Source organism: Streptococcus sanguinis (genome assembly GCA_013378335.1).
Taxonomy (GTDB): Bacteria; Bacillota; Bacilli; order Lactobacillales; family Streptococcaceae; genus Streptococcus; species Streptococcus sanguinis_I.
Map to the genome: position 1 here is coordinate 571,966 of CP040556.1, position 22,650 is coordinate 594,615.

General features: G+C 44.6%; 16 protein-coding genes, 9 tRNA genes and 2 rRNA genes. 19 read left to right on the forward strand and 8 right to left on the reverse strand.

The genetic code is table 11. The features are described from left to right. Window positions 1-27: 27 nt before the first annotated feature. The 11 genes from FFV08_03030 (at window position 28) to FFV08_03080 (ending at window position 4,114) form a co-directional block, all read left to right on the forward strand. Window positions 28-2,928 (forward strand): 23S ribosomal RNA (locus tag FFV08_03030). Between the two features lie 116 nt (window positions 2,929-3,044). Continuing rightward, window positions 3,045-3,160 (forward strand): 5S ribosomal RNA (gene rrf, locus FFV08_03035). Between the two features lie 104 nt (window positions 3,161-3,264). Next, window positions 3,265-3,337 (forward strand) — tRNA-Val (locus tag FFV08_03040). Between the two features lie 16 nt (window positions 3,338-3,353). Next, window positions 3,354-3,426 (forward strand) — tRNA-Asp (locus FFV08_03045). 32 nt (window positions 3,427-3,458) lie between these two features. Continuing rightward, window positions 3,459-3,531 (forward strand) — tRNA-Lys (locus FFV08_03050). Between the two features lie 5 nt (window positions 3,532-3,536). Then, window positions 3,537-3,618: transfer RNA gene (locus FFV08_03055), tRNA-Leu, on the forward strand. A 16-nt stretch (window positions 3,619-3,634) separates the two neighbouring features. Further along, a tRNA-Thr gene (locus FFV08_03060) sits at window positions 3,635-3,707 on the forward strand. A 14-nt stretch (window positions 3,708-3,721) separates the two neighbouring features. Continuing rightward, window positions 3,722-3,793, forward strand: a tRNA-Gly gene (locus FFV08_03065). A gap of 7 nt (window positions 3,794-3,800) precedes the next feature. After that, window positions 3,801-3,886 (forward strand) — tRNA-Leu (locus FFV08_03070). A gap of 31 nt (window positions 3,887-3,917) precedes the next feature. Then, window positions 3,918-3,991: transfer RNA gene (locus tag FFV08_03075), tRNA-Arg, on the forward strand. Window positions 3,992-4,037: 46 nt separating this feature from the next. Beyond that, window positions 4,038-4,114 (forward strand) — tRNA-Pro (locus FFV08_03080). 366 nt (window positions 4,115-4,480) lie between these two features. Here the strand turns inward: FFV08_03080 and FFV08_03085 are convergent. From FFV08_03085 to FFV08_03100, 4 genes are all read right to left on the reverse strand, one after another. Further along, complete coding sequence (locus FFV08_03085; protein ID QLB51729.1) at window positions 4,481-4,798, reverse strand: hypothetical protein; 318 nt, start codon at window positions 4,796-4,798, stop codon at window positions 4,481-4,483. 127 nt (window positions 4,799-4,925) lie between these two features. Further along, on the reverse strand, window positions 4,926-5,459 hold the full coding sequence (locus FFV08_03090) for a DUF402 domain-containing protein (GenBank protein QLB51730.1): 534 nt from the start codon (window positions 5,457-5,459) through the stop codon (window positions 4,926-4,928). An 86-nt stretch (window positions 5,460-5,545) separates the two neighbouring features. Then, window positions 5,546-6,322 (reverse strand): recombination regulator RecX, encoded by a 777-nt coding sequence (gene recX, locus FFV08_03095; GenBank protein QLB51731.1) that lies wholly within the window; start codon window positions 6,320-6,322, stop codon window positions 5,546-5,548. Between the two features lie 26 nt (window positions 6,323-6,348). Next, complete coding sequence (locus FFV08_03100) at window positions 6,349-7,125, reverse strand: aminoglycoside 3'-phosphotransferase (protein QLB51732.1); 777 nt, start codon at window positions 7,123-7,125, stop codon at window positions 6,349-6,351. A gap of 55 nt (window positions 7,126-7,180) precedes the next feature. Between FFV08_03100 and rlmD the strand changes: the two genes are divergently transcribed. Beyond that, window positions 7,181-8,551: a 23S rRNA (uracil(1939)-C(5))-methyltransferase RlmD gene (gene rlmD / locus FFV08_03105; protein ID QLB51733.1), complete on the forward strand. Its 1,371-nt coding sequence runs from the start codon at window positions 7,181-7,183 to the stop codon at window positions 8,549-8,551. Between the two features lie 195 nt (window positions 8,552-8,746). Here rlmD and FFV08_03110 read toward each other — a convergent pair whose 3' ends face one another. From FFV08_03110 to FFV08_03125, 4 genes are all read right to left on the reverse strand, one after another. Beyond that, the gene (locus tag FFV08_03110) at window positions 8,747-9,451 is read right to left on the reverse strand and encodes an aquaporin family protein (protein ID QLB51734.1); all 705 of its coding nucleotides are present in this window, start codon (window positions 9,449-9,451) and stop codon (window positions 8,747-8,749) included. Window positions 9,452-9,519: 68 nt separating this feature from the next. Further along, window positions 9,520-11,346 (reverse strand): type 1 glycerol-3-phosphate oxidase, encoded by a 1,827-nt coding sequence (gene glpO / locus FFV08_03115; protein ID QLB51735.1) that lies wholly within the window; start codon window positions 11,344-11,346, stop codon window positions 9,520-9,522. A gap of 68 nt (window positions 11,347-11,414) precedes the next feature. Continuing rightward, a complete protein-coding gene (gene glpK, locus FFV08_03120) occupies window positions 11,415-12,923 on the reverse strand; it encodes a glycerol kinase GlpK (protein QLB51736.1) in 1,509 nt (502 codons plus the stop codon). A gap of 157 nt (window positions 12,924-13,080) precedes the next feature. Further along, window positions 13,081-14,508, reverse strand: coding sequence for a hypothetical protein (locus FFV08_03125; protein ID QLB51737.1), 1,428 nt, complete (start codon window positions 14,506-14,508; stop codon window positions 13,081-13,083). Window positions 14,509-14,761: 253 nt separating this feature from the next. Between FFV08_03125 and FFV08_03130 the strand changes: the two genes are divergently transcribed. From FFV08_03130 to FFV08_03160, 7 genes are all read left to right on the forward strand, one after another. After that, the gene (locus tag FFV08_03130; GenBank protein ID QLB51738.1) at window positions 14,762-14,992 is read left to right on the forward strand and encodes a DUF1858 domain-containing protein; all 231 of its coding nucleotides are present in this window, start codon (window positions 14,762-14,764) and stop codon (window positions 14,990-14,992) included. Between the two features lie 2 nt (window positions 14,993-14,994). Then, window positions 14,995-16,356: a DUF438 domain-containing protein gene (locus FFV08_03135; GenBank protein QLB51739.1), complete on the forward strand. Its 1,362-nt coding sequence runs from the start codon at window positions 14,995-14,997 to the stop codon at window positions 16,354-16,356. A 26-nt stretch (window positions 16,357-16,382) separates the two neighbouring features. Then, complete coding sequence (locus FFV08_03140; GenBank protein ID QLB51740.1) at window positions 16,383-16,637, forward strand: DUF1912 family protein; 255 nt, start codon at window positions 16,383-16,385, stop codon at window positions 16,635-16,637. Between the two features lie 267 nt (window positions 16,638-16,904). Further along, on the forward strand, window positions 16,905-17,474 hold the full coding sequence (locus FFV08_03145) for a GNAT family N-acetyltransferase (protein ID QLB51741.1): 570 nt from the start codon (window positions 16,905-16,907) through the stop codon (window positions 17,472-17,474). Next, window positions 17,467-18,708, forward strand: a complete 1,242-nt coding sequence (locus FFV08_03150; GenBank protein ID QLB51742.1) for a hypothetical protein — start codon at window positions 17,467-17,469, stop codon at window positions 18,706-18,708. The genes FFV08_03145 and FFV08_03150 overlap by 8 nt, the downstream gene beginning before the upstream one ends. Window positions 18,709-18,880: 172 nt before the next feature. Continuing rightward, a complete protein-coding gene (locus FFV08_03155; GenBank protein ID QLB51743.1) occupies window positions 18,881-19,918 on the forward strand; it encodes a hypothetical protein in 1,038 nt (345 codons plus the stop codon). A 12-nt stretch (window positions 19,919-19,930) separates the two neighbouring features. Further along, on the forward strand, window positions 19,931-22,579 hold the full coding sequence (locus tag FFV08_03160) for a valine--tRNA ligase (GenBank protein QLB51744.1): 2,649 nt from the start codon (window positions 19,931-19,933) through the stop codon (window positions 22,577-22,579). Window positions 22,580-22,650 lie beyond the last annotated feature (71 nt).

The window sequence follows — 22,650 nt, forward strand, 5'->3', positions numbered from 1 at the left end:
GAGTTTAAGACTGAAAGGTCAAAAATAAGGTTAAGTTAGTAAGGGCGCACGGTGGATGCCTTGGCACTAGGAGCCGAAGAAGGACGTGACAAACGACGAAATGCCTCGGGGAGCTGTAAGTAAGCTTCGATCCGGGGGTGTCCGAATGGGGGAACCCAACAGGTTGATGCCTGTTACCCATTTCTGTTAAGGAAATGAGGAGGAAGACGCAGTGAACTGAAACATCTAAGTAGCTGCAGGAAGAGAAAGCAAAAGCGATTGCCTTAGTAGCGGCGAGCGAAGAGGCAGGAGGGCAAACCGAAGAGTTTACTCTTCGGGGTTGTAGGACTGCGCTGTGGACTCAGAATTTATAGAAGAATGACTTGGGAAAGTTGGCCAGAGAGAGTAAGAGCCTCGTATTTTAAATAGATTCTGTACCTAGCAGTATCCTGAGTACGGCGGGACACGTGAAATCCCGTCGGAATCTGGGAGGACCATCTCCCAACCCTAAATACTCCCTAGTGACCGATAGTGAACCAGTACCGTGAGGGAAAGGTGAAAAGCACCCCGGGAGGGGAGTGAAATAGAACCTGAAACCGTGTGCCTACAACAAGTTCGAGCCCGTTCATGGGTGAGAGCGTGCCTTTTGTAGAATGAACCGGCGAGTTACGTTATGATGCGAGGTTAAGTTGAAGAGACGGAGCCGTAGGGAAACCGAGTCTGAATAGGGCGCCTTAGTATCATGATGTAGACCCGAAACCATGTGACCTACCCATGAGCAGGTTGAAGGTGCGGTAAAACGCACTGGAGGACCGAACCAGGGCACGTTGAAAAGTGCTTGGATGACTTGTGGGTAGCGGAGAAATTCCAAACGAACTTGGAGATAGCTGGTTCTCTCCGAAATAGCTTTAGGGCTAGCGTCGACATAAAGATTCTTGGAGGTAGAGCACTGTTTGGGTGAGGGGTCCATCCCGGATTACCAATCTCAGATAAACTCCGAATGCCAATGAATTATGGTCGGCAGTCAGACTGCGAGTGCTAAGATCCGTAGTCGAAAGGGAAACAGCCCAGACCACCAGCTAAGGTCCCAAAATAATTGTTAAGTGGAAAAGGATGTGGGGTTGCACAGACAACTAGGATGTTAGCTTAGAAGCAGCTATTCATTCAAAGAGTGCGTAATAGCTCACTAGTCGAGTGACCCTGCGCCGAAAATGTACCGGGGCTAAAACAATTTACCGAAGCTGTGGATACCTTTTATAGGTATGGTAGGAGAGCGTTCTATGTGTGGTGAAGGTGTACCGTGAGGAGCGCTGGAACGCATAGAAGTGAGAATGCCGGTATGAGTAGCGCAAGACAGGTGAGAATCCTGTCCACCGTAAGACTAAGGTTTCCAGGGGAAGGCTCGTCCGCCCTGGGTTAGTCGGGACCTAAGGAGAGACCGAAAGGTGTATCCGATGGCCAACAGGTTGAGATTCCTGTACTAGAGTATGAAGTGATGGAGGGACGCAGTAGGCTAACTCGTGCGTACGAATGGATGTACGTCTAAGCAGTGAGGCGTGGTATGAGTCAAATGCTTATACCTCTAACGTTGAGCTGTGATGGGGAGCGAAGTTTAGTAGCGAGTGAGTGATGTCACACTGCCAAGAAAAGCTTCTAGCGTTGTATCATACTCTACCCGTACCGCAAACCGACACAGGTAGTCGAGGCGAGTAGCCTCAGGTGAGCGAGAGAACTCTCGTTAAGGAACTCGGCAAAATGACCCCGTAACTTCGGGAGAAGGGGTGCTGACTGAAGTCAGCCGCAGTGAATAGGCCCAAGCAACTGTTTATCAAAAACACAGCTCTCTGCTAAATCGTAAGATGATGTATAGGGGGTGACGCCTGCCCGGTGCTGGAAGGTTAAGAGGAGTGCTTAGCGGTAACGCGAAGGTATGAATTGAAGCCCCAGTAAACGGCGGCCGTAACTATAACGGTCCTAAGGTAGCGAAATTCCTTGTCGGGTAAGTTCCGACCCGCACGAAAGGCGTAATGATTTGGGCACTGTCTCAACGAGAGACTCGGTGAAATTTTAGTACCTGTGAAGATGCAGGTTACCCGCGACAGGACGGAAAGACCCCATGGAGCTTTACTGCAGTTTGATATTGAGTGTCTGTGCCACATGTACAGGATAGGTAGGAGCCTACGAGATCGGGACGCCAGTTTCGATGGAGGCGTTGTTGGGATACTACCCTTGTGTTATGGCCACTCTAACCCGGTAGGTTAATCATCTACGGAGACAGTGTCTGACGGGCAGTTTGACTGGGGCGGTCGCCTCCTAAAAGGTAACGGAGGCGCCCAAAGGTTCCCTCAGACTGGTTGGAAATCAGTCGCAGAGTGTAAAGGTATAAGGGAGCTTGACTGCGAGAGCTACAACTCGAGCAGGGACGAAAGTCGGGCTTAGTGATCCGGTGGTTCCGAATGGAAGGGCCATCGCTCAACGGATAAAAGCTACCCTGGGGATAACAGGCTTATCTCCCCAAGAGTTCACATCGACGGGGAGGTTTGGCACCTCGATGTCGGCTCGTCGCATCCTGGGGCTGTAGTCGGTCCCAAGGGTTGGGCTGTTCGCCCATTAAAGCGGCACGCGAGCTGGGTTCAGAACGTCGTGAGACAGTTCGGTCCCTATCCGTCGCGGGCGTAGGAAATTTGAGAGGATCTGCTCCTAGTACGAGAGGACCAGAGTGGACTTACCGCTGGTGTACCAGTTGTTCTGCCAAGAGCATCGCTGGGTAGCTATGTAGGGAAGGGATAAACGCTGAAAGCATCTAAGTGTGAAACCCACCTCAAGATGAGATTTCCCATAACGCAAGTTAGTAAGAGCCCTGAGAGAAGATCAGGTTGATAGGTTGGGAGTGGAAGTTGTGTGAGCAATGGAGCGGACCAATACTAATCGCTCGAGGACTTATCCTAGAAATAAGAACTTCATCAGAGTGCAGCGAATGGTTTAGAAAATTGTGAGATTTGATATTGTATTCAATTTTGAGTTGACAAGGCTTGTCTGAGAGGACAGGAAAGTTAATTCAATAGTTAAGTGACGATAGCCTAGGAGATACACCTGTACCCATGCCGAACACAGCAGTTAAGCCCTAGAACGCCGGAAGTAGTTGGGGGTTGCCCCCTGTGAGATATGGAAGTCGCTTAGCGAAGGGAGTTTAGCTTAGTTGTAATTGAGAGGAAATCGAAATTACAATCGGCGGATGAGAGAAACGAAGTTTCTCACTGTTGGCTGAGCTAGACTCCACCCTTTGGGAGTTTAGCTCAGCTGGGAGAGCATCTGCCTTACAAGCAGAGGGTCAGCGGTTCGATCCCGTTAACTCCCATATTCTGAAAAGAATAGGTCCCGTAGTGTAGCGGTTATCACGTCGCCCTGTCACGGCGAAGATCGCGGGTTCGATTCCCGTCGGGACCGTTGAAGTCAAGAAGATTTCAAGAAAAGCAAGAGACTCGTTAGCTCAGTTGGTAGAGCATTTGACTTTTAATCAAAGGGTCACTGGTTCGAGCCCAGTACGGGTCATAAGAGCGGGTTTGGCGGAATTGGCAGACGCACCAGATTTAGGATCTGGCGCTTTAGGGCGTGGGGGTTCAAGTCCCTTAACCCGCATATAAGATAATAATGAGCCGGCTTAGCTCAGTTGGTAGAGCATCTGATTTGTAATCAGAGGGTCGCGTGTTCAAGTCATGTAGCCGGCATTTTTGAATAGGATGCGAACGTAGTTCAGTGGTAGAACATCACCTTGCCAAGGTGGGGGTCGCGGGTTCGAATCCCGTCGTTCGCTTGAGGCGGCCGGGGTGGCGGAACTGGCAGACGCACAGGACTTAAAATCCTGCGATTGGTAACGATCGTACCGGTTCGATTCCGGTCCTCGGCATAGACTTGTAAGAGGCAGTAGAAGAAGATGAGCACCCTTAGCTCAACTGGATAGAGTACCTGACTACGAATCAGGCGGTTAGAGGTTCGACTCCTCTAGGGTGCATTTGGAAGCGAAGTCTTGGGGCTCCGTTTTTAGATTGTTTAAACACCGGGAAGTAGCTCAGCTTGGTAGAGTACTTGGTTTGGGACCAAGGTGTCGCAGGTTCGAATCCTGTCTTCCCGACTAGATAACATAGAAGATAGATATACTGATCTATCTTTTTTGTTTTTCAAGAAAACTGTGTTTTCAGTATCTATGACTTAGCTAGCATATGTTGTTATTAAGACTCCTTACTTATAGTCGGAGTTAATAAGCAATACAATTTTTTAAAGCTTCTGCTTCTGTATCTTTGTATAGTCCTATTAGAAAGCAAGGGATTTGATTACTTAACCAGGTTTAGTTTGATTTTAAAGACTAGTGTTCTGGGAGTTTAGGAGGTATCAAGCTTCTGAAATGTACTTTTCATTTGAGATGAACAATACTAAAGATAAAAACCTCTGATAGCATTGTTTGTTGCTTTCAGAGGTTTTTATATGTGCTGAGTTTGATTTACTACATCAAAGAGTATTCGTCAGATAGCATAATGGTTTCTTTGCCCTTGTTATCAACTATGTAGACTTTTCTGGGAAAGAAAGGGTCAAATTGATAGTTTAAGTCAAATGAAATAATGGTGTTGAAGTTCTTTTGTGAGAAGCGAAGAGATACTCTTCCTTGGCTATTGATGATTTCGAACTTGAGGACTGGGCGAAGTTCAAAGACTCCTTTGAGATTGTTATCAATAACGTACCAGAATGAGTCTATAATTTCTTCAGGGAGGCTCGTCATGATGCCAAAGCTGGCATATCGTCCGAGAGTATTTGTAAATGCCATGGGAGACTCCTTTCTTACAGTCTGGATTTTCTTATATGATACCCGAAAATGCTTGAGATTGCAAGAATTTGACCTCTGGTGAGGCCGAATTGGACAAAAGAAAAAGAGCTTGCGCTCTTTGACAACTTTATCGATTCTTTAGTTCAACATAACGTTTGTACCAAATATTGACATAAGCATCTGAAAATGGACCTCTTCCGTTGTTAATCCAATCAACTAGGATTTTGACATTTTCTTTGAGAATGAAATCCAAATCATCAGAATAGTGCATCTGTTTTTTGTGGCGTTCATATTCTTCTACATCCAAGAGGCGTTTTTCACCATCAGCAAAGACTTTGACGTCTAAATCATAGTCAATGTATTTTAGAGCTTCATTATCCAGATAGTAAGGACTGGCTAGGTTGCAGTAATATGAAGTTCCATTGTCTCGAATCATGGCAATGATATTAAACCAGTATTTTTTATGAAAATAGACAATGGCTGGTTCACGTGTTACCCAACGTCGACCATCACTTTCTGTTACCAGTGTGTGGTCATTAACGCCAATAATGGCGTTTTCTGTTGTCTTTAGTACCATGGTATCTCGCCAGGTGCGGTGAAGATTCCCATCATGCTTATAACTTTGAATTGTAATAAAGTCGCCTTCTTTTGGAAGTTTCATAACTTACCAACTTTCTACAATTTATAAGTTCATCTTCTATATTGTAACATATTTTCATAGAAATGCATAAGTTTTCATTGGAAATCTTAAAGATATTCTCTCAGGGCGCTGGCAATGTCGGAGAAATCATAACCTTTGCGGGCTAGAGCTTGGATTAAACGTTGTTTTAGGTCGTAGCCATCGTACTTTTTTGAGTACTTGCGGTATTGCTTGTCTAGCTCTTTATAGAGCAGTTCTTGCTGGTTTTCTTGGTCTTCTTCGATTTTCAAATGCTGATAGGCGGTTTTGGCTTGGCTGTATGAAAAACCTTTGTTTATCAGGGATTGGAGAATTTTATCTTGTAAGGCCTTGCTGGGCAGTTTTCCTTGGTTCTTTTTGAGCAGCTTTTCGGCAACCTTGTCTGTTAGTTCAGTAAAATCAAACTGGTTCAATTCTTCTTCTATGATAGTGCTAGAAATCCCTTTTTGACTGAGTTTTTGCTTGAGAACAAAAGCGCCTTTGTCACTAGTGAGAAGGTTGGATTGGATAAAAGAGTTAGCATATTTTCTATCATTAATCCAATTATCCTTTTTTAGATTGTCCAAGACCTGGCTGATGATTTCTGGTTGGATGTCGTGCTGTGTTAAGTAGTCTTTAACTTCCTTGGCAGTTCTTTGCTTGAAGGAGAGATGGTAGAGGGCTAGATTTTTTCCGTAGGAGAATTGGGCATAGTCTTGAATTTCTAATAGCTCTTGTTCTGTGATTTCCATTCCTTTAGATAGCATGAAGCGAACGATGGTGTCTTCTGTGATATAGAGCTTTTCACTGTCGTCCAACTCCAAGAGGTAGAGTCTTTTTTTCTTTTCGATTTTTGTGATTTTCATAAGAGATTTTGGTAGAATCCTTTCTTTTAGCCAAATGCTTCAAATGCAGCTATCAAGCGCAGTTTGTCTGTATCAACATCCTTCCTGCCATAGTAGTCAAGAAAGAGCTCTGCGTATTGAGGGTCAGATAAATTATAAGTAAGAGACCAGATTGCCCAGAAAAGGTCAATGTGGCGGTCGCTAAGGCCGGCGAGGCCAAGGTCAATAAAGCAGGAGAAGGTTGAAGCGTCTTTCAGAATGAAATTAGGCAAGCAGGCATCTCCATGAATCAAGGTATCCGCCGTCAGTAGTTTTCCCTGTTCTTGGATAAGCTGGTAGGCTTCCTCTCGGTTTTGGATATGAAATTGAGGCAGTAAGGCTTTTTGATAAAAGCAGCCTTTCCGATAATTTTCCTCTGCTTGCCCTTTATAGAGTTGGAGGCGATGCTGGATTGGGAAATGCTGGGGTTGGATGCTGTGAAGTTTTTTTAGTGCAGCAGCCATTGTTTGGCAAAGTTCTTCTGGCTGTTGGAGAAAGGCTAGGGCGTCCTTACCCTCGGCTTCTTTAGTCAGCAGGTAATCTTTATCTGCCGTCAGATAGTAAATGACAGGTACGCCGAGGCCTTGCTTCTCAAACCATTTGGCAAGTGTGGCTTCTTGGGCTAACTGCCCTTTTTGGTCGATTTTCAAATAATAGCCTGTATCAACATAGAAAACGCTGGCTCCAGAATGTGAGGAGCTGTCGTAAAAGTTGGCTCCCTCTAGATAAGTTCGTATTTGCTTAGGGTAATGGGCTAGTGGAAGGGATATTTTTTCTGCTTTCATACTTTTATTGTACCATATTCTCAACTAATGCGAGGCAGCGTGGTATAATAGAATCATGAATGTGAAAGTGAAGCAAAGAATCCCTTTGAAAATTAAGAAAATGGGGATTAATGGGGAAGGGATTGGATTTTATAAGAAAACGCTGGTCTTTGTGCCTGGGGCTTTGAAAGGCGAGGAAGTCTACTGTCAGGTGACCAGAGTTCAGCGTAATTTCATCGAGGCCAAGCTCTTGACCATCAACAAGCGGTCGAAATTTCGGGTGGAAGCGCCTTGTGAGATTTATGATAGCTGCGGGGGCTGTCAAATTATGCACCTCCATTATGATAAGCAGTTGGCGTTTAAGGAAGATTTGCTGCGTCAGGCCTTGAAAAAGTTTGCGCCAGCTGGTTATGAAAACTATGAGATTCGGCCGACCATTGGTATGCAGGAGCCGCTCTATTATCGAGCCAAGCTGCAGTTTCAGACTCGGAAGTTTAAGGATGAGGTCAAGGCGGGGCTCTATGCCCAGAATTCCCACTATCTGGTCTCGCTGAAAAACTGTCTGGTTCAGGACAAGGTGACGCAACAGATCATAAATAAGGTGGCTCGGCTTTTAGGTAAATACAGGCTTCCTATTTATGATGAACGAAAGACTACTGGAGTGAGAACTGTCATGATTCGCAGGGCTAGAAAGACGGGTCAGGTGCAGATGATTTTTGTGACGGGGCGTAAGCTGGATTTTTCTCCAGTCGTTCAAGACCTAGTGGCTGAATTTCCAGAGCTGGAGACAGTAGCAGTCAATTATCATACGAGCAAGTCTAGTGAGATTTATGGGGATAAGACAGAGATTATCTGGGGCGAGGCGGCTATCCAAGAGGGAGTGCTGGACTATGAGTTCTCCCTATCGCCTCGAGCTTTCTATCAGCTCAACCCTGAACAGACAGAGGTGCTCTACGGGGAGGCAATTAAGGCGCTGGATGTAACGGAAGAAGACCATTTGATTGATGCTTATTGCGGAGTGGGAACCATTGGCTTTGCCTTTGCTAAAAGGGTCAAATCTCTGAGGGGCATGGACATCATCCCTGAGGCCATTGAAGACGCCAAGCGCAATGCAAAAAGGATGGGCTTTGCCAATACTCTCTACGAGACTGGAACGGCAGAGGAGATTATTCCTCGCTGGTATGCTGAAGGCTATCGGGCGGATGCCTTGATTGTCGATCCGCCGCGAACAGGTCTGGACGATAAGCTGCTGGAGACGATTGTTCGTTATGCACCTGAGAAGATGGTCTACGTTTCCTGCAATGTCTCAACTCTGGCTCGCGATTTGGTCAAGCTCAGCCAGGTCTATGATGTGCACTATATCCAGTCGGTTGATATGTTTCCGCATACTGCTCGGACCGAAGCTGTGGTGAAATTGTCCAAGAGAAATAGCTCTCGTTTGAGTTAATCGGAAACGGCTCGCTAGAGTTGATAAAATCATTCTAAAAAGGACTTAGTTTTCTGTGATACAGAACTAAGTCTTTTCTTTTATCAAAATTGCAATGGTTTTATCTTAAGCATAAGCTAGGAAGGTTAGTCTCCACCTCAATTAGTCACAAAAAGAGAACACTCGTCAAGTGTTCTCTAATGGTAATCAGTTATATTAGAATAAACCAAAGACTAGGACTGCAAGGACGGCTCCAATGATTGGTCCGACAACTGGAATCCAAGCATAGCTCCAATCGCCATCTCCTTTTTTGGGAATAGGAAGAAGACTGTGCATGATGCGAGGTCCTAAGTCACGAGCTGGGTTGAGGGCATAGCCAGTTGTTCCACCAAGTGAGAGACCAATTCCGACAATGAGTGTTCCGACTGCAAAAGTGCCAATGCCTGCTTGCAGTTTATAAAGTCCAAGAGCGAAGATAGTCAGCACAAGGACAAAGGTTCCAAGGATCTCGCTAATCAGGTTAGAGAAGGTATCTTTGATAGCCGGGCCTGTGCTGAATGTACCCAGGACGTTAGCCGGATTTTCTTCAGCTAGATAGTGAGGTTTGAACTGTAGGAAGACAAGGAATTGTCCGACCATAGCACCTGCAAACTGAGCGAGGATGTAAGGAAGAACAGATGCCCAAGGCAAATCACCTTTCAGAGCTACTCCGATAGTTAGGGCAGGGTTCAGATGGGCTGGGCCAAGGTTGCCGGATACAAAAGCAGCTATGGCAACGGCAATCCCCCATCCCATGGTAATCACAATCCAACCTGAATTGTGACTCTTAGTTTTGGGAAGAACCACACCTGCGACTACACCATTTCCCAAAAGGAGCAAGAGCAGTGTTCCTAAAAATTCGCCAAATATTTCTTTCATCATTTATGTTACTCCATTTAAAAGAAGGGGTGGCAGACAGTTGTTTTGCCTACCGCCTCTTCTCGTATTTTCTATTTTTTTAATTCTTCTAAATCGTTATTTGCAAGGGCAGCTTGAACATCGTTTCGATAAGATGTTTTTTCTGCTTCTGACCAGTCGTAGAACCGTCCCATTTCATCCAGAACAGGCTCTACAATAGCGTCTAAACCATCCCGCATAAAGAGCATGTGATTTGTCCGGCGAAGCAAGAAGTCAACTGGGCTGAGTGCTAATTCATTACGCATAGCATAATGCAGCGACAAGGTATCCGCTAGGCTAAGACCTGGTGCTTGTTCGATACTGTGAGCGAGGGCAAAGACTTTCGGAGCATTGGAGCCGTAAAGGTTTGCAAGATAGAAGGCTTCTTTACCATCTAAACCACGTGAGACACCAAGTTGAGCAAAAGCTTCGATTTCGGAATCCACATTTGCTGGATTGAGCTCTCCGCCTGAAACAGGATAGGTCTTCGAGTTGATGAGCTTGAAGCTGCGGTCGAATTCTGCTTTGAGGATTTCAAGGACATGCTCCATGGCTCCCTCAGCCATCTTACGGAAGTCCGTAATCTTACCGCCAGCAAGGGTCAAAAGGCCATTGTTATCACGTTCCAGACTGGAACCGCGGGACACAGCAGATGGATCCAAGTGTTTTTCAGAAGTGCTGCTTTCGAGTTGCGTAACAGCCGCTTCAACATCCTCACGGGATTTTTCTTTGGCTAGATAGCTTTCAACAGTCGCAATCAGTGCATTGAAGCTTTCGTCGCTAATGGTACCGTTGTTTCCGCCGTTGTAGTCAGAAGCGCTGTTTCCTGCAATCAGAGGACGCAGGCCTGCCCAGCTGCTTTCGATGTCGTCAATTGTGATGTTGGCTTCTGGGAAGCGATTATTGACAATACCCAAGAGGTAATCCACATCTTCTTGGGTTACCTTTGGATGCTCTAGGTCACCAGTGTAGTCAGTATCTGTCGTACCAAAGTAGGTTTTATTTTCACGTGGAAGAACAAAAACCATCCGGCCGTCTCCCAAGCCTGTATCAAAGTAGACTGGCTGAGAAACTTTGATCTTGCTAGAGTCAACTACCAAGTGAACTCCCTTAGTTGGACGCATTTGTGAGTATTGCTCACCATCATTTGACAGATTGCGCACCTTGTCGCTCCAAGGTCCAGTTGTGTTGATAACTAGGCGAGCCTTGATTTCAAAGACTTCATCCGTCAAGAGGTCACGCGCAACAACGCCTGTAATCTTTCCAGATTCATCAAAGAGGAAGCCTTCTGCCTTAACGTGGTTGGCAATCAGGGCACCGTCTTGGTTGGCGCGTTTGATATTTTCAATTACGAGGCGAGCGTCGTTGTTGCGGAAGTCAAGATAGACACCGCCGCCGACCAGGCCTTCTTTCTTGAGTTCAGGTTCCCGTTCTAGCACTTCTTCCTTGCTCAAGACCTTGTTGGCAGCAGGAGTGTTGTTAACACCAGCCAAGAGGTCGTAGAGGTCCATAGCTACTTTGAGACGGAAGAGGCTGAAAGTAGCACCCGCTTCTTCGTAGACGGGAAGGAGCATAGGATCTGGTTTTGGAATATGAGGGGCAATTTGCTGTACCACAGCACGTTCAGAAACTGTATCTGAGACCACCTCTACGTCGAATTGCTTGAGGTAACGAAGTCCACCATGAACCAGCTTAGTCGAACGGCTAGAAGTCCCTTCTGCAAAGTCCTGCATTTCAATCAGACCAGTCTCCAGTCCACTAGCTGCTGCTTGCAAGGCTACCCCAGCACCGGTAATCCCACCACCGATAATCAAGAGATCCAAGGTGCGTTCCTGCATTTTTTTTATCGATAATTCACGTGTTTTCTTTGAAAATTCCATAATTACACACTTTCTAACTTAGTCGTTTCGTGCTTCTACTGACTTGATTATTAAAATAAGAATCAGTATTAGTCGTCGATTTCTGCAAAGACTTGAGTTGCCTTAACGGCTTTTTTCCATCCTTTGTAGAGTTGTTCCTTGCGGGATTCATTCATAGATGGTTCAAAGAGTTCTCCAGTTTCATTGAGAGTGCGGAGTTCATCTAAGTCTTTCCAGTAGCCTACTGACAATCCTGCCAAGAAGGCTGCACCAAGAGCAGTTGTTTCTAAGTTTTTAGCACGGGCAATATCGATTCCCAAAATGTCAGCTTGGAACTGCATGAGGAAGTTGTTCATAGCAGCACCGCCGTCGACTTTGAGGACTTGAATAGCAGTCTTGGCATCCACCTGCATGGTATCAATGATATCTCGTACTTGGTAAGCGATGGATTGCAGAGTAGCCTTGATAAAGTCTTCCTTGCTGGTTCCGCGGGTCAAGCCAAAGACAGATCCACGGGCATTTTGATCCCAGTAGGGAGCGCCCAGACCTGTAAAGGCAGGTACGACATAGACTTCGTCATTGTTGTGAGAAGCCAGGGCATATTTTTCAGATTCTGGTGAATTTTCAACCATCCGAAGACCGTCGCGTAGCCACTGAATAGCACTTCCGGCAATGAAGATAGAACCTTCTAAGGCATAGTAAACTTTGCCGTTGATACCGTAGCCAATGGTTGTCAAGAGGTTGTTTTGAGACAACTGCATCTCTTCACCAGTGTTCATGATGATGAAAGAACCTGTTCCATAAGTATTCTTAACCATACCAGGCTCAAAAGCTAACTGTCCAAAGAGAGCCGCCTGCTGGTCACCAGCCATACCAGAAATTGGAACTTCTCCGCCGTAGAAATGGAATGGAGCAGTCTTACCATAAATTTCTGAGTTAGAACGAACTTCTGGAAGCATAGCCTTTGGAATGTTAAGGATTTCCAAAATCTCATCATCCCATTTAAGATCCTTGATGTTATAGAGCATTGTACGGGCTGCATTTGAGTAGTCGGTCACGTGAGCCGCGCCGTCAGTCAATTTCCAAACCAGCCAGGTATCAATGGTACCAAAGAGCAATTCACCCTTTTCAGCTCTTTCTTGTGCACCCTCTACATGATCCAAAATCCAGCGAACCTTGGTAGCAGAGAAGTAAGCGTCAATAATCAAACCAGTCTTTTCATGGAATTTCTCCACATAGCCTTGGCTTTTCAGCTGTTCAGCCAGAGGAGCTGTCTGACGAGATTGCCAAACGATAGCATTGTAGATAGGAAGACCTGTATTCTTATCCCAGACGACAGTTGTTTCACGCTGGTTGGTGATTCCGATAGCTTCGATTTGGTTAGGTTTGACTCCACTTTCGATGAAGGCACCTGCGATAACGGACTGCACTGAGTTCCAAATTTCATTGGCATTGTGCTCAACCCATCCAGCTTGAGGGAAAATCTGAGTAAATTCTTTTTGACTGGAGCTAACTTTTTCTCCTTTTTTGTTAAAGATGATGGCGCGTGAACTAGTAGTTCCTTGGTCGATGGCCATGATGTATTTTTCTTGTGACATGAACTGTCCTCCTGGTAAAAATCTTGAGGATGTTTCCTCTACAGTAACTAGTATATAAAATAAAACGCTTTCTTTTTTATCAACTTTTTTTAAATTTTAAAAAAATATGAGGAGATTGTGCGAAAATCACAAAGAAACCTGGATTTCTCCAAGTTTCTTAATGAAATATCATGTGACGGATTTGAGCTAAATCTTCCAAATCCAAGTCATTTTTTAAATAATAGATAGGAACCTGCTGGGTCTGATGAATAGGATTGTTGGTGATGATGAGGTCATAATTTCTGGTAAGGTCGTAGGATTCAATCGTAATAAAACGATTGTACTCTAAATACCGTCTTAAAATGGCCGTCATCCTGGAAACAACGATAAAGCTATCTGTCAAGTCCATGCCTATCTTGATGACTTGACCGTCGTTTTCAGCAATGTACTCCATCAGCTGGAGCCATTCCCACAAAACTTTTTTATCCAGAGATGTTCCCTGCTGGAAAATAGGAAGTTTGCTAAAAATAGTGTCTGCCACTTGTCGATAATCGTATTCGCTCCATAAGTAAGGATGGCGCAATTCCAGATCATGCTTGTATTTGTCTTGCAAGAGATAGCCTCGGAAAAGAAAGACGCGGGCGCAGAGCTGACTGAGTTCGTAGGTCACTTGGTCTTCAATATAGTCACCTAGCAAGTCCTGAGACTTCATCTCTTGAATGAGTTGCGTAATCAGACTGGCAATTTCACCTCCAAAGCCCAGTATATACTCCATGGTGTGCAGGGGTAAAATCCGATGGGAGAGCAGAAATGAAAAGAAAATCATCATTTCCCCGTCTTCCTGGCTCAGGGTGATGTGCTGACCGGCAAAGAAATCATTTGTCCGACGATGCAAGCGTTGGTAGAAGATGTTTTCAAAATAGCCCTGCATTTTCTGTTCAATGTTTTGAAATTGACAGGCATTGACTCTTAGGCGCTGTTGGGTGATATGTGCCCAAAGAGCCAAGTCCAATCGCTGACCTTGAGAGAGTTGGGCTCCGCAGAGTTCTTCTAAGACGGCAACTTCCTGCCTTCTTTCTGATTTTTGAAGTTCTTTTTCCCAATCTTGGCTGGACCAGACTTTGCGAAAGAGGCAGAAATAAAAATAGCGGATCTGGTGTTCAGGCCCTTTTAAGCGGCCATTTTGGATAGAAATATCAAACTCTGATAAAATCTGATTTAGACCAGATATATGGCGGCCGAGGGTTGCTTCACTGATCATCAGTTCCTGAGCTAATTGATGGGCTAAAAACTGCTGATGATAGAGCAAGTAGTTTAAAATCTGGTATTTGACGGCATTGCCCAAAAAGAGTCTGCGAATGTCCCGTCCCTTGGTATTAGGTCCGATGGACAGACTGAGCGTTTCGTCCTGAAGCTGGATGGATAAGGTTGCATGATGGCCTACAGCCTTGTCGTTAATCAGGCTAATGTACTTGGTCAAGGTTGCTTTCGAGAAGCCTGTTTCTGACATGACGGCCTTCAAACTGGATGTAGAATGCTGCTGTAAATAAGACAGGACAATAAACTGCCCCGCTTCACTCTTTTCCATTAAGTCTGCAAGATACATACGAAAACCCTCTCAATTCACTATTCTTAGCTTATCACAAAAGGGAAAAAAGACGAAGCAATGTGCTTTATTTTTTCTTATCGTTGTCTAAGGCAATAATGGAAGGCAGAAGTCTATCATCATGTCTATCTTAATTCGCTATTCCATTTCTTTTGAACAAGCGTAAGAAGAGCAAATTATCACACTTTTTTGCTTTGGGTCTGATAGCTTTTTTATGGTATAATTGTAGAAAAATAACGATGAGGGAGCAGCTATGGATAATGTGATTGATTTGTCTATCCCAGTGGCAGAAGTGATTGAGAAGCAGCCCGAGGTTTTGGATGTTTTGGTCGAGTTGGGCTTTAAGCCTCTGGCCAATCCTGTCATGCGCAATACAGTAGGGCGCGTGGTTTCTATCAAAAAAGGAGCTGCCATGAACGGCATTGACCTGAATAAAATCAAGCAAACTCTGGAATTAAATGGCTATGAAGTGGTGGGGATTTAGGTATGACTACTGAACGCATTGAAGTCCTCAAGTCTATCTTGCTGGACCTACATAATGGAGCTTCGGCAGAATCTGTTCAGGAGCTTTTCAACAAGCATTTTGCTGGTGTGTCTGCTATCGAAATCAGCCTGATGGAGCATGAGCTGATGAACTCGGATACGGGAGTGACCTTTGAAGATGTCATGTCTCTCTGCAATGTCCATGCCAACCTCTTTAAAGGAGCTATTCAGGATGTGGAGGTGGCTGATACCGACCATCCAGGCCATCCTGTTCAGGTCTTCAAGCAGGAAAATCTAGCGCTTCGGGCTGCCCTCATGCGGGTTCGCAGGCTCCTATCCACCTATGAAAGTACAGAAGATGAGGACCTTCTTCCAGAAATCCGCAAGGGACTCCAGCGTCAGCTGGGTTTGGTGGGGCAGTTTGACATCCACTATCAGCGCAAGGAAGAGCTCATGTTTCCCATCATGGAGAGCTACGGCCACGATTCGCCGCCCAAGGTCATGTGGGGGGTAGATGACCAGATTCGAGACCTTTTCCAAGAGGCTAAGACTGCTGCAGAGCAGCTGCCTGATACTTCGATTGAGGAGGTCAAGGACAAGTTTGAGACTTTTGCTACTGAGTTTGAAGCTATGATTTTTAAGGAAGAGTCTATCCTTCTCATGATACTCCTCGAGTCCTTTACTCAGGATGATTGGCTCAAGATTGCTGATGAAAGTGATGCTTATGGTTATGCTATCATCAAGCCAACGGAGAAATGGATTCCTGCGCGACACTCATTCTCGGAGGAGGAAGCTGGAAATGCTGCTGATGAAGCAAGCGAAGCGCCAGCCACTACAAAGCAGACTAGTGATGGCAGATTTGAGCAGGTTATTGATACGCCGGATGGTCAGGTCACTATTTCCTTTAAGCCTAAGGAAAAGAAAGAGCCAGCCTTTAATCGTGAGGCCCAGCAGACTTTTGGCCATGGCTATCTGTCAGTGGCGGAGGCCAATCTGATTTTGGACCATCTGCCCATGGAGATTACCTTTGTCAATAAGGAGGATATTTTCCAGTATTATAATGACAGCGTGCCGGCGGACGAGATGATTTTCAAGCGGACGCCGTCCCAGATAGGGCGCAATGTCGAGCTCTGTCACCCGCCCAAGTTTTTGGATAAGGTGCGGCGGATTTTCAAGGATCTGCGCGAGCGAGAGCGGGATAAGTTTGAGATGTGGTTCAAGTCGGAATCACGGGGCAAGTTTGTCCATGTGACCTATGCGGCGGTGCGGGATGAGTTCGGTGAGTTTCAGGGAGTGCTTGAGTATGTGCAGGACATTCAGCCCTTCCGTGACATTGATAGTGATTTTTACCGAGATTTGGACTAGGTATTTGCAGTTAGAAAGTGAGAAAAATGAGTTACGAACAGGAATTTTTACAGGAGTTTGAAGCTTGGGTCAAGACCCAGGTCATGATTAACGAGATGGCCCTCAAGGAGAGTCAGGCAGTCTATGAAGCGGACCAGGACGAGCGAGCTAAGGAAGCGGCTATTCGCTATGAAAGTCGTTTAGACGCCTATCAGTTTCTTATGGGGAAATTCGCCAACTATCAGGCAGGCAAGGGATTTCATGACCTGCCAGACGGACTTTTGGGTGAGAGAAATTATTGATTTTTCGCTGGAAAGGTGATAGAATAGGTTCATCAGAGGTGTTTTGAGTCAAGCATTTTACAGAAAGTGGCGGTGCTGAGAAGTCCACAAATGTGTCAAAGCTGGTTGCTGATGAGATGAAAAATTGAAATAAAAGTGTCTTTGTATTTACTTCAAAGACGAGAGTTGCGGGCATCTGCCCGAAATTGGGTGGTACCGCGGATAAACACATTCGTCCCTGTCATGTAGATGACAGGGGCGATTTTTTATAGAAAGCGATGTAGGAAGATGGAGCAAGCACGATTACCAGATCGATTAGAAACAGAACGGCTAGTCTTGCGAGTCCGCACCGTGGCGGATGCCGAAGATATCCATGCCTACGCAAGTCTGCCGGAGGTCGCCTACCCAGCAGGCTTTCCGCCCGTCAAGACCTTGGAAGATGAGATTTATTATCTGGAGCATATTCTGCCTGAGCGTAATCAAAAGGAAAATCTCCCAGCAGGCTATGGAATTGTCGTCAAAGGGACGGATAAAGTCATTGGTTCTGTTGACTTCAATCACCGTCACGAAGATGATGTTCTTGAGCTCGGCTATACCTTGCACCCAGACTATTGGGGTCGAGGCTATGTGCCAGAAGCGGCGCGAGCCTTGATTGATGTGGCTTTTAAAGAATTGAACCTACATAAAATTGAATTGTCTTGCTTTGGATATAACCTGCAAAGTCAACGAGTTGCTGAGAAACTTGGTTTTACCCTTGAAGCTCGCATCCGAGACCGTAAAGATGTTCAAGGCAATCGCTGTGATGATTTGAGGTATGGATTGCTGAAGAGTGAGTTGGAGGAGAGAAAAGATGGCTAAAAAGAAAAATCGTAAAAAAGAATTAAGACGTCAGCAGAAATTGGCAATCAAAGTCATTTCTGAAGAAGAGGCTGCGTTGACAGAAGCATTGGCCCACAAACCAATCTTAGTTGAGCGGCGTAGAATTCAAAACTTTGATGAGCAACACACAGCAATTATGCAATATGCTGATGAGTATGGTGACTATCCGAATATTCAGGAAATTAATTACCAATTAAGAACAGGAACTTTTGATTGGCATCAGGATCATGCTTTATTTAGAGAAGCGATGCATACTAGAAATAAACAAAAGAGAAATAAACTGTTGAAACAAGTGTTAAAGCTCAATCCAGATTATTTTGCAGCGGAGTTTCATCTATTTGTATCAGAGGTTGAAGACTTTGATTTGCCGTCCTTTGAAAAAGTTTTAGAATTTGAAACTCTGGTATTAGAAAAATGGAAAATCAAGGGCTATAATAATTGGAATTATTTTGAAGCACGGCCTGTTCTAACTGCTCTTATGTTTCTGATTGAGTATTACATGGCGGAGGGATGTTACTATAAGGCCTTGGAATTAGTTAATCTGTACTTGAGTAAGCGACCAGATCGTTTTCCGCCCAACTTTGTTTTCTGTATGCTTTCCTTATATCATATGACCGGTCAGGAGATAAAGGTTGAGCGCTTTTATCAAGACGAACGGAATAAAGGGAAATACGATGATACTATATTGGTACATGCTATTATTGCTGCTTTCTTGCGAGGAAAACTAGAGGAAGCGAGAAAATTATTTGCAAAGTTAGCTGAGATTAACGCTGAAGCGATTGCCTTCTTTGCTGAAGAAGACTGGTATTTTCAAGTGTTTGATATAGAGGAGCAAGAATATTACTACCCAAACACAAATGAGTCACTGATGGCGAGTCTCTATCCACTTTTTGATTTTTTAGAAAGAAACATCATTGTAACGCAGTTTTTGACAAATGAAGCGAAAAAATTGGATGACAAGGAGCACTTTGCCTTTCCTTATGGACTAGAAGAAGGCTTTATTGAGCTAACTGCCTTGTTTGCTTTTATGGCAGAACCAGAAATGAACGATATTCGAATGGATTATGCTCGTATTTTCGTAAATAATGGAATCTGTACATCAGCTGATTTCAAAGATTGGACAGAAAAAGAAGTCCTAGCTTTAAAAGGAATCGGCCCTGTCACTGTTAAGAAGTTAAAGGAAAATGGTATAAAGTTTAAAAAAGCGAATTAATCGCTTTTTGAATGAATGAGGGAATCTTGTTTTGATTGTAATTTTCAAATTCAAAGAGTAGTAGAAAAACTCGGCTTTGTTCTCAAAGAACGCATTCTATACCACAAAGATGTCCAAGGAAAACGTTGTGACGGTTAGTATTTATTGATTTTCGAAAGTGAGGTGAGAAAAATTGGAAACAAACCAGATTATTACTCTGTTCTCTAGTGTAGGCTTAGGAGCGATATTAAGTGCTATTTTAGTGTTTGTTAATAATAGTAAAAGAAATCAGCTCGATTATATTACTAGAGAACGATCTGAGTGGAGGAAGAAAATTGAAAATATTATTGAAGAGCTTCAAGATACCTCAAATCATGAAAGTGTTCTGGCAAGATTAAAAAGCCAAATCAATCCCTATGGTTACAATCTAGAAATAAAAAACACAAAATTTTATTTTATGAAAGATGGTCATATCTGGGATAGTATCGCAGATGGTAAATATGAGGACACCATTTACTTTTTAGAATTACTATTAAAATTTGATTGGGAAAGGAAAAAGCAAGAGGCTAAATTTCACTATTCAATTATATTGTTCCGTATAATGCAAATATTTTCAGGCGCCTTCTCTCTCTACTTGTTTTACTTAGCAGCTCAGAATTTAGTGAAAAATCTGTGGTCTCAGATAGCTCTAGGAGGACTAACTTTGTCAATATTTCTCATCATATTACAAGGTCTTGTTATTGATGGTTTAAAAATAAATCCATCTAAAAATGATGCAGAAAAGAAATGGTTATATATTATATTTTTTGCTACACCATTTTTTATAAATTGGGGAGTAGGTATTAACTATACGGATTTTCTAAAAAATCCTCCAATTGCTATCACTACTTTTTTAGGAATTTATATCTACATGTTTCATTATTTGTCATTGGTAACAATTAGAGTAGAAGATGATTATGTGGAAGCTATAGAACGATTTCTAAAAAAACCTTCCACAATCAATAATAAAGCTAGTAGGCTTAATAATGAGATAATACGCTTAGAATCCAAAGTTTATAGTTTTGATAACAGAAAAATAAATTTAGAATCACTGGAAAAGAAACGTAGAAAGTTAAAAAAGAAATTAGTTAATAAAAATCAACCTAATAAATTCCAGCACCCAATACAATTTTATTGCTTTTTGAAGAACAAAAAACGGATTTCTAAACTAGTTTTGAGAATGCTAAATTAAAGGAGAACACACATGTCTAAAGAACTTCCACCTAAATACAATCCAGCCGAGGTTGAGGCTGGTCGTTATCAAAAATGGCTTGAGGCTGATGTTTTCAAGCCTTCAGGAGATCAAAAGGCTAAGCCTTATTCGATCGTTATTCCACCACCAAACGTAACTGGGAAACTTCACCTTGGTCACGCTTGGGATACAACTTTGCAAGATATCATCATCCGTCAAAAACGCATGCAAGGTTTTGACACGCTTTGGCTTCCTGGGATGGACCATGCGGGAATTGCGACTCAAGCTAAGGTCGAGGAGCGCTTGCGGGAGCAAGGCGTTTCCCGTTATGACCTCGGTCGTGAGAAATTCCTCGAGAAGGTCTGGGAATGGAAAGACGAATATGCGACGACCATCAAGGAACAATGGGGCAAGATGGGGCTCTCTGTAGACTATTCTCGTGAGCGTTTTACTCTGGATGAGGGACTGTCAAAAGCTGTTCGCAAGGTTTTTGTCGAACTTTACAAGAAAGGCTGGATCTACCGTGGTGAGTTTATCATCAACTGGGACCCCGCAGCTCGCACAGCTCTGTCTGATATCGAGGTGATTCACAAGGACGTGGAAGGTGCCTTCTACCACATGAACTACATGCTGGAAGACGGTTCACGCGCCCTTGAAGTAGCGACCACTCGTCCTGAGACTATGTTTGGGGATGTTGCGGTTGCGGTCAATCCAGAAGACTCACGCTACAAGGATTTGATCGGACAAAACGTTATTCTGCCGATTGCCAATAAATTAATCCCAATCGTGGCGGATGAACATGCAGATCCTGAGTTTGGTACAGGTGTCGTGAAAATCACACCTGCCCACGATCCAAACGATTTCTTGGTTGGTCAACGCCATAACTTGCCACAAGTTAACGTTATGAACGACGACGGAACCATGAATGACTTGGCCTTTGAATTTGCGGGTATGGACCGTTTTGAAGCTCGCAAAGCGGTTGTCAAGAAACTGGAAGAAATCGGTGCCCTCGTTAAAATCGAAAAACGTGTCCACAGCGTTGGTCACTCAGAGCGGACTGGCGTTATGGTTGAGCCGCGTCTATCTACTCAGTGGTTCGTCAAGATGGACCAATTGGCTAAGAATGCTATTGCCAACCAAGCAACAGAGGACAAGGTAGAATTCTACCCACCTCGTTTCAACGACACCTTCCTCCAATGGATGGAAAATGTTCACGACTGGGTTATCTCTCGTCAGCTCTGGTGGGGTCACCAAATCCCTGCTTGGTACAATGCTGAGGGTGAAATGTACGTCGGTGAAGAAGCTCCAGAAGGCGACGGATGGACTCAGGACGAAGACGTCTTGGACACTTGGTTCAGTTCTGCCCTTTGGCCGTTCTCAACTATGGGCTGGCCTGATGTCGACTCAGAAGACTTCAAACGTTACTTCCCAACTTCAACCTTGGTTACCGGTTACGACATCATCTTCTTCTGGGTGTCTCGTATGATCTTCCAATCCTTGGAATTCACAGGACGCCAACCATTCCAAAATGTCCTTATCCACGGTCTCATTCGTGACGAGCAAGGACGCAAGATGTCTAAATCTCTCGGGAACGGGATTGACCCGATGGATGTTATTGAGAAATACGGTGCTGATGCCCTTCGTTGGTTCCTCTCAAACGGTTCTGCCCCAGGACAAGACGTGCGCTTCTCTTACGAGAAAATGGATGCCTCTTGGAACTTCATCAACAAGATCTGGAACATTTCCCGCTACATCCTCATGAACAATGAAGGTTTGACGCTGGATGCGGCGCGTGAGAATGTCGCTCAGGTGGCGTCTGGTCAGGCAGGTAATGTCACTGACCGCTGGATCCTCCACAACCTCAATGAAACTATTGGCAAGGTGACTGAGAACTTTGATAAGTTTGAGTTTGGCGTGGCTGGTCACATCCTCTACAACTTTATCTGGGATGAATTTGCCGACTGGTATGTGGAGCTGACCAAGGAAGTGCTTTACAGCGACAATGACGACGAGAAAGTCATCACTCGCTCTGTCCTCCTTTACACGCTAGACCAAATCCTGCGCCTGCTTCACCCAATCATGCCTTTCGTGACCGAGGAAATCTTTGGACAAATCTCAGAAGGCACCATTGTGATAGCGGCTTATCCAGTGGTTCGTCCAGAGTTTGAAAATGCCGAGGCAGCAGCTGGCGTGGAAGCCCTCAAAGATCTAATCCGTTCGGTGCGTAATAGCAGAGCTGAGGTCAATGTGGCGCCAAGCAAGCCGATTACTATCTTGATTAAGACGACAGACAGCGCGCTGGAAACCTTCTTCAAGGATAATGTCAACTACATCAAGCGTTTCACCAATCCTGAGCATCTGGAAATTGCAGCAGACCTTGCTGTGCCAGAGCTGGTTATGTCTAGCATCATCACAGGAGCAGAAATCTATCTGCCGCTGGCAGACCTCCTCAATATCGAGGAAGAGCTGGCTCGTCTCGAAAAAGAACTAGCCAAGTGGCAAAAAGAACTGGATATGGTCGGCAAGAAACTCTCTAACGAGCGCTTCGTAGCCAACGCCAAACCAGAAATCGTCCAAAAAGAACGCGACAAACAAGCCGACTACCAAGCCAAGTATGATGCGACAGTAGGGCGGATTGAGGAGATGAGGAAGTTGGTTTAAAACCTCAAATTCATTATATGAATATGACGAAAACACAGTGCAAAAACTGTGTTTTTTTGGTATAATGGGGG